Genomic DNA, 7,124 nt, shown 5'->3' on the forward strand with positions numbered 1-7,124 from the left:
AAATAGTATGAAACAGGAAGTGATATCTTCCACCTATCAGTTAATCAGCTTTTTACTTCGCTACCCAACGGAAGAGCATAGGTTGGCGGTTGAAGAAGCACAACGATTTGTTGCTGAAATCGAGGAACTATCCATTAAAAAGTCGCTCACAGTTTTTCTCGATGCTATCTCTGAATGGGATCAGGATCAATGGGTGGAACATTATATCGAAGTATTTGATTTCGGCAAAACTTCTAACTTATATATGACTTATTTAAAGCTTGGGGAACAAAAAGAAAGAGGTTTAGAACTATTAAAGCTGAAGAAATTTTATGAAGCGGCTGGTTTTGACGTAATGGATAAAGAACTTCCTGATTTCTTGCCTTTAATGCTCGAATTTTGTGGGGAAGTAAGAAAAGAAGTAAGGCTCGAGTTATTAGAAAAACACGTCGCAGCGATTGTGGAAACGAAAAATAAGTTAGTCAAATTCGATAGTGCTTATCATCTTTTATTAAACGCATTGATCACATTGATAAAGGCTGAAGGGTTGGAAGTAGAGGAAGAAGCGCTAACTGTAGAAGAAAAGCCATTGTCTTTAGAAGATGTTCGGATCATGCAATCGATGCGTGAACAATTAATAAATAATCAGTTAAGTTAAAGGAGAAAGGAGCAGAACAATGAGTGCCTCCATCGATTGGATTCTATGGGGAATCCTTCCTTATATCGTGTTAACCATATTCATTGGTGGTCATATTTATCGCTATCAAAAGGATCAGTTTGGCTGGTCTTCCAAATCAAGTGAATTTTTAGAGAAAAAACATTTGCGAATCGGCTCGACTTTGTTTCATTGGGGAATGTTGTTTGTCTTAGGTGGTCATTTTCTTGGAATATTAGTCCCTGTAACTGTTTATGAATCATTCGGTGTTACCGAGCATCAGTACCATATTATCGCACTTGCATTTGGTATTCCAGCAGGTATTGCAGCAGTGATCGGTCTTGTTTTACTCTGTTATCGTCGTTTAAGTGTACAACGGATTAAAAAAACAACATCCAAAGGCGATTGGGCCGTATTATTCTTTTTAATGATTGTTGTCGTGTCAGGTTTATCAGCAACGTTTTTGAATGTCGATTCACATGGGTTTGACTATCGAACAACAATAGCACCTTGGTTTAGAGGATTATTCATATTTCGGATTGATCCGCATCTAATGGCGGAAGTCCCTGTTTGGTTTAAAATTCACCTGCTTGCCAATTATGCTTTTGCATCGATTTGGCCGTTCACAAGAATGATGCATGTGTTCAGTTTCCCTATACGTTACTTGTCAAGAAGTTATGTGATTTACAAAAAACAAGTTCGAAAAGCTTAAAAAGGTGTGATAAAAAATGGAATGGAAGCAAAAAGCAAATACCATAATCGAAAAAATCCAACAAGGTCAACAGCATTTGGTACAACGAGAAGTGGTGGAAATCGAACAACAGTTGAAAAAAATAGAGGAATTGTCTAATGCTGAACTTCTATTTCTTCATCACACAGTAGCTTTATTTTATCAGGCAGAGAAAAACTATTCCTTAGCTTCTCATCATTTTCAACAAGCGATCAAGCACCGTTATCGTGACAAGGAAGCGGAAGAAATTTGGCTGCAGGCACATCTTGCTTTTGCCAAATTGGATGAACAGATTAAGCAATTTAGTCAGGCAAGAATGACATTAGCAAAGGTACTGCAATATCTTGAAAAGAAACAAGCGGATCATACTGAGATTGCCCTTGTTTATCAACGGATCGGCTGGTTGTTTTATCAAGAAGAAGAACTACATCAGGCCCACACCCAAATGGAACAGGCTCGAAAACTACTGTTAGAAGAGTTAGAACCAGTTGATCCAATGGTAATGAAGGTTACCGATCAGTTAGCTGATATCTATGTCGCTTTGGAACAACCGGAACTAGCGATTCAATTGTTTGATAACATCATCGCTAGAGAGGACACCTTGCTTTCAGATGAGGGTAAAGCGACACTATTGATGAAAACAGGAGAGCTGCACTTTCATATTGATTTAAAAAAGGCTCGCCGGATTATTGATCATGCTGTAAAACTGGTGAATACAGAGCATCCATTATCTGTAAGAGGATTTATGTTGCTTGCAGAGATTGAAGAAAATCTTACAGCATTTCCACGTGCAGTGAAATATTATGAGCGGGCTTTGGAGATTATCAATCAAAAGTATGAAAAAGACCATTTTCTTGTCGTGTTTTTGTATTCTAAATTAGGTACGATTTCGTTAAAAATGGGCGAAGATCAAAAAGCAAAGCGATTTTTAGAAGTAGGTTTACCATTATCAGATAAATATCCAAAGATTCGCATGCAGTTTTTATATGCTTTAGGAAAGATTTATTCTAAACAAGAAATATATGACCAAGCCTTGGATATGTTTACAGACTTTTTACAAGGTCTAGAAGCAAAAGATAAAATGCGAACATTAGCGTATGCCAATACATTACAAGCCATCGCTTATAACTTTCTAATGCAAGCTGATGTAGATAATGCGATTGTACGTTATCATGAAGCACTTTCGATTTATGAAAAGCTAGGATCCAATTGCCACAATGAGAAAGGGTTAACGGCCATTAGACTAGGTTATAGCTATTATCAAGCAGGGGAGATAAAGCAAGCTGAAAAATATTATGAACTTGGTGCCGAGACAATTGAAAAAGTCAATGATCAAGCGATTAAACAAGAAGCCTATTTAGCATTAATAGAGTTTTATAAAGAAACCAATCAACCGAAAAAACAATATCAGTACGAACATAAATTAATTCAATTCAATAAAAAGAGTATATAATTGGCAAGTGGGTTCATGCTATAGGTGAGGTGATAGTATGGATCCAAAAAAGAATTCCAAAATTGCAGAACGAAATTATGAGGTAGAAGATTATAAACGAAATGATCAAATGAGCAAAGGTTTAGCCGAAACACACGAACAAGTGTCTGATAGCTATATGGACGGAGACAACGACGAAGAACAGACTGAATAAAAAGTAAGTTGTTTCCGGGGAAATATGAAGACTAACAGCTTTAATACAAGTATTTGATTTATGACCAAACACGAACATCAATTTGGATGCTCGTGTTTTTTGTCTTGGGAAAAAATCATTCTTCCTTGAATAAACGCAGTTATCCAAGAAACTGAACCAGCTGTCCGAGGAAGGTGGTTAGCGTCTATGTAATAATAAAATGATTACTTAAATAATTCCAATTCTGTGGTGCCGGCAAATTCAATTGCCAGTATGTTACACCTAGCAATTGATACTGATCGACTACATGATATTTTTCCCGATAACTCCTAATATCCTCAAACCAAACGATATGCTCCTCCATTTCTTCCCAATATCGATACCACGGTGAGGCAGCAACCTGATCAAAGGCAATTACTGTTTGAGCAGAGATTGCCTGGTTTTGGGCACCTATAACTGATAAAGCAGCGGTCGTATTATCGGTTACTCGCCAATCATATCCATACAAAGGAAAAGCGATTTGTAGCTTACGAGAATCAATTAAGCTTGTTGCATACCGGACAACCTCGTACATCCACCACAACGGAGCTACTGGATCGGGTGGACCGCCTGGATATCCATAATCAATGGTCATAACAGCTACCACGTCTGCAATCGCTCCAATTGCCTGATAGTCATAGGCTCCTACAATCGGGTTTGTTGGCAAATCTTCTGTTTTTGCATGTACATTAACATGTAGAATAAGCGTACCAAGAGCGGTTTTTAATTCATTCAAAAATGTATTAAAATTATCTCTTTGTGCAGGAGGAATAAATTCTATATCCAGGGAAACTCCGCCATATTCTTTGTCATGAATAAACTGTAATAAACTATCGATTAAATTTCTCCGATAAACGGGATTAGCCAACACGTTCCCAGCTAACTCTGCATCAAAATCTTCCGAGGTAAAGTTACGAATCATTAATAGTGGGGTAACACCGAGCCGGTTACTTTCTCTTACGATCTCTGTATCATCTAATAACACATAGGCATTGCCTTCTGAAGTAAATGAATAAGATACAACTGCTAAATATGTAAGCATATCAGATAAATGTTGAAGAATAGGTAAAAAGGTTTGTGGGGAGTAAGGAACAATAAATCCTAATGTTTCTATTTGAGGCTTCAATAATGTTGGAATCAAGAGTCTTTGACCAATATATAATTGTTCTGGTCCTGCTATGGGGTTTGCATGTATTATTGCTTCTACTGTGGTGTTAAAACGATTAGCCAACTGCCAAAGCGTGTCTCCTCTTCTGACGATATAAGGTCTCAGCTGACCATTAAGTCCTTCTGGAATATAAAGAGCTAGACCAGGTATGATACTATCCGGATTAGACAAACCATTCACTTCAACAATAGTAGAAACCGAAAGTTGGTATTGATATGCAATTTGCCATAAAGATTCTCCGCTTTGGACAACATGAACGGTCATTCGTTTTCACCCCTTGTTCCTAGTGTATGGTCCTCCATTTATGAATTAGAACTAAAAACTTTAATGAATCGTTGCTAGTCTCATCTGCTTGAAAAATATAGTTGTCTCTCTTAAGTTTTTGTGTTAACTTTTATTTTGTAATGGTTAACGAAAGGGAGAGAATCATGTATTCTAGTAAATTACGAGCACTTATTTTAGCAAGTATTTTCACGGCAATTACAGCTATTTTAGCGCAATTACAAGTACAATTATGGGTTGTTCCATTCAGTGGACAAACCTTAGCAGTAGGATTGACAGCAACGATTATCGGTAGCAAGCTTGGCGCGCTTTCGATGTTTGGCTACTTGTTAATCGGTCTGATCGGTCTTCCAGTATTCTCTGGTTTATCAGGAGGACCGCAAGTTTTAGTCGGGCCGACCGGAGGCTACATTTTGGGCTTTATTGCGACTGCGTACATAACTGGATTCATTTTAGAAAAAACATCCTTCAATTTCAGAATGGCATTGATCGCAAATATTGTGGGAATGTTTGTTACCTTGGCATTTGGCATGACGCAGCTTAAATTCGTGGCAGAATTAAGTTGGAGTGCAGCAATGGCTTCAGGCGTATATCCATTCCTAATCGTAGGAATCATCAAAGCCATTCTTGCAAGCTGGCTTGGAATTATGATAAGGAATAGATTAACCAAGGCAAATTTATTGTAGATAAGAGGGACAGGTTAATGGGCTGATATCGGTACATTAAATCTGTCCCTCTGTCTTGTTTTATGGTATGATAATGGATGTGAAATTTTTCTTTCTAAATAACATTTTTGCGTCATATAGTAGAAGTAATGTTCGAAAATTATAAGCTGAGATTAATAAGGGAGCGTTCATTCGTGTTTACAGAAATTGACCAATTAAAAATACATTATAAACAAACTGGTGAGGGTCGTCCTGTCGTTATGCTTCATGGTTGGGGAACGAGCCTCGATTTGTTTGAGGATTTACAAAATAGTTTAAGTGCTCATTTTCAGGTTACGTCCTTGGACTTTCCTGGCTTTGGTCAAAGTGATGAACCACCTGAAGCATGGGATGTAGGCAGATACACAGATTTCTTTGAGCAGTTTTTAGCAAAGTTAGATATAAATAATCCGATATTAATCGGTCATTCTTTTGGTGGAAGAATATCAATAAAATATGCAGACCGACACCAGAATAATGTACATAAGATAATATTAATAGGCAGTGCTGGTGTGAAACCGAAGCGTAAAGCAGATTATTATGTAAAAGTATACACGTATAAAACACTGAAAAAAGTGTTAAGCTTGCCAATTTTAAATCGTTATAAAGATGAAATCATTGCAAAATACCGTGGTAAAGCGGGATCTTCGGATTATCAAAATGCATCTAGAGTGATGCAGCAAACATTAAGTAAAGTAGTTAACGAGGATCTACAGCACCATATGCCTAATATCAAAGCACCAACATTATTAATTTGGGGTGCAAATGATACGGCAACGCCTGTACAAGATGCGAAAATGATGGAAAAGTTAATTCCAAATGCAGGATTAGCTTTAATTGAGAATGCAGGCCATTATGTGTTTTTAGAACAAAAACGTCGTGTCGCGGTGATTGTAGATACTTTTTTAGAAGAGGATAAAGGAGCAGTTTGATGATGCAGATTATATTTTCAATTGTCAGTGTATTATGGATGGTATATGCATTCTTTCGAGTAAAACAGTCGATCCATATGCTGCAATTAAATAGTTACTTTAACAACCGATTATGGCGTTGGATGACAGAGCATTGGTCAAAAGTTGTACCTATTCATGAGTGGTTAGCACTTATTTTCGCCCTACTATTATTTTTGGAGTGGAATTGGCTCATATTCGTGATCGCATTGCTAGGTCTATTCGTGCCGAGAACGAAACAAGAAAAGAAAAAATTAGCTGTTACCGCGCGTGTCAAACGTCTGATTACGACTATTGCGATTATTTATCTTTTCTTATTCGCAACTAGCTTGCATTTTATTTGGAATGATTACCCGTTAAGCTATGCTGGGTTAGTGATTGTACTAGGTTCGATCTTCACATATGTTATTGTTTTATTAGCGAACCTTATTAACAAACCGATAGAGAATAGAATTAAAGAGTATTATTATCAAGATGCAAAACGAATGATCAACAGTGCCAAAAATACCGAAACAATCGGAATTACCGGTAGTTTTGGTAAAACAAGTACCAAGTTTATTTTGGATACGATTTTGTCATCACATTTTAATACATTAAAAACACCGAATAGTTTTAACACAAAAATAGGTGTAACGATTACTATCCGTAACTCTTTAAAGCCATATCATGATGTATTTATTGCCGAAATGGGGGCGAAAGAGCCTGGCAATATTCAAGAAATCTGTGAATTAGTAGGACATAAATATGCGATATTAACGGCTATTGGTGAGCAGCATTTGGAAACATTCAAGACACTTGAAAACATTAAAAAAACGAAATATGAAATTGTCGAAACATTGCCGTCAGATGGTATTGCTTTTCTCAATCGAGATGATCAAAACATAATGTCTTATACCCCGAAAAATCAGTGCCGTAAAGTTTATTTCGGAATCGATGATCAAGAAGCAGACTACCTAGCTTCTGCTATTCGTTTTCACCAAAAAGGTACTACT

Annotated in this window: 8 protein-coding genes; 7 read left to right on the forward strand and 1 reads right to left on the reverse strand. The window is 37.0% G+C overall.

Features of this window, described 5'->3' with window-relative positions:
- Window positions 1-7: 7 nt before the first annotated feature.
- From narJ to GH715_RS09355, 4 genes are read left to right on the forward strand one after another with little or no spacing between them, the layout of a single operon-like run.
- A complete protein-coding gene (narJ, locus tag GH715_RS09340; protein ID WP_163578566.1) occupies window positions 8-637 on the forward strand; it encodes a nitrate reductase molybdenum cofactor assembly chaperone in 630 nt (209 codons plus the stop codon).
- Between the two features lie 19 nt (window positions 638-656).
- Window positions 657-1,346 (forward strand): respiratory nitrate reductase subunit gamma, encoded by a 690-nt coding sequence (gene narI / locus GH715_RS09345; RefSeq protein WP_153835172.1) that lies wholly within the window; start codon window positions 657-659, stop codon window positions 1,344-1,346.
- Window positions 1,347-1,362: 16 nt separating this feature from the next.
- Entirely contained in the window at window positions 1,363-2,817 is a 1,455-nt protein-coding gene (locus GH715_RS09350) for a tetratricopeptide repeat protein (protein ID WP_153835173.1), read from the forward strand.
- 37 nt (window positions 2,818-2,854) lie between these two features.
- Entirely contained in the window at window positions 2,855-3,010 is a 156-nt protein-coding gene (locus tag GH715_RS09355) for a YozQ family protein (RefSeq protein WP_153835174.1), read from the forward strand.
- A gap of 184 nt (window positions 3,011-3,194) precedes the next feature.
- Here GH715_RS09355 and GH715_RS09360 read toward each other — a convergent pair whose 3' ends face one another.
- Window positions 3,195-4,460, reverse strand: coding sequence for a LysM peptidoglycan-binding domain-containing protein (locus GH715_RS09360; protein WP_153835175.1), 1,266 nt, complete (start codon window positions 4,458-4,460; stop codon window positions 3,195-3,197).
- A gap of 164 nt (window positions 4,461-4,624) precedes the next feature.
- Between GH715_RS09360 and GH715_RS09365 the strand changes: the two genes are divergently transcribed.
- The 3 genes from GH715_RS09365 to GH715_RS09375 all read left to right on the forward strand — a co-directional run.
- Complete coding sequence (locus GH715_RS09365) at window positions 4,625-5,164, forward strand: biotin transporter BioY (protein WP_153835176.1); 540 nt, start codon at window positions 4,625-4,627, stop codon at window positions 5,162-5,164.
- 173 nt (window positions 5,165-5,337) lie between these two features.
- The gene (locus GH715_RS09370) at window positions 5,338-6,114 is read left to right on the forward strand and encodes an alpha/beta fold hydrolase (RefSeq protein ID WP_163578567.1); all 777 of its coding nucleotides are present in this window, start codon (window positions 5,338-5,340) and stop codon (window positions 6,112-6,114) included.
- Window positions 6,114-7,124: Mur ligase family protein (locus GH715_RS09375; protein ID WP_240469369.1), on the forward strand; the 1,011-nt coding region annotated here is incomplete at its 3' end. The genes GH715_RS09370 and GH715_RS09375, both read left to right, overlap by 1 nt.

Origin of the sequence: Gracilibacillus thailandensis, from assembly GCF_010994055.1 — a bacterium.
Taxonomy (GTDB): Bacteria; Bacillota; Bacilli; order Bacillales; family Amphibacillaceae; genus Gracilibacillus; species Gracilibacillus lacisalsi.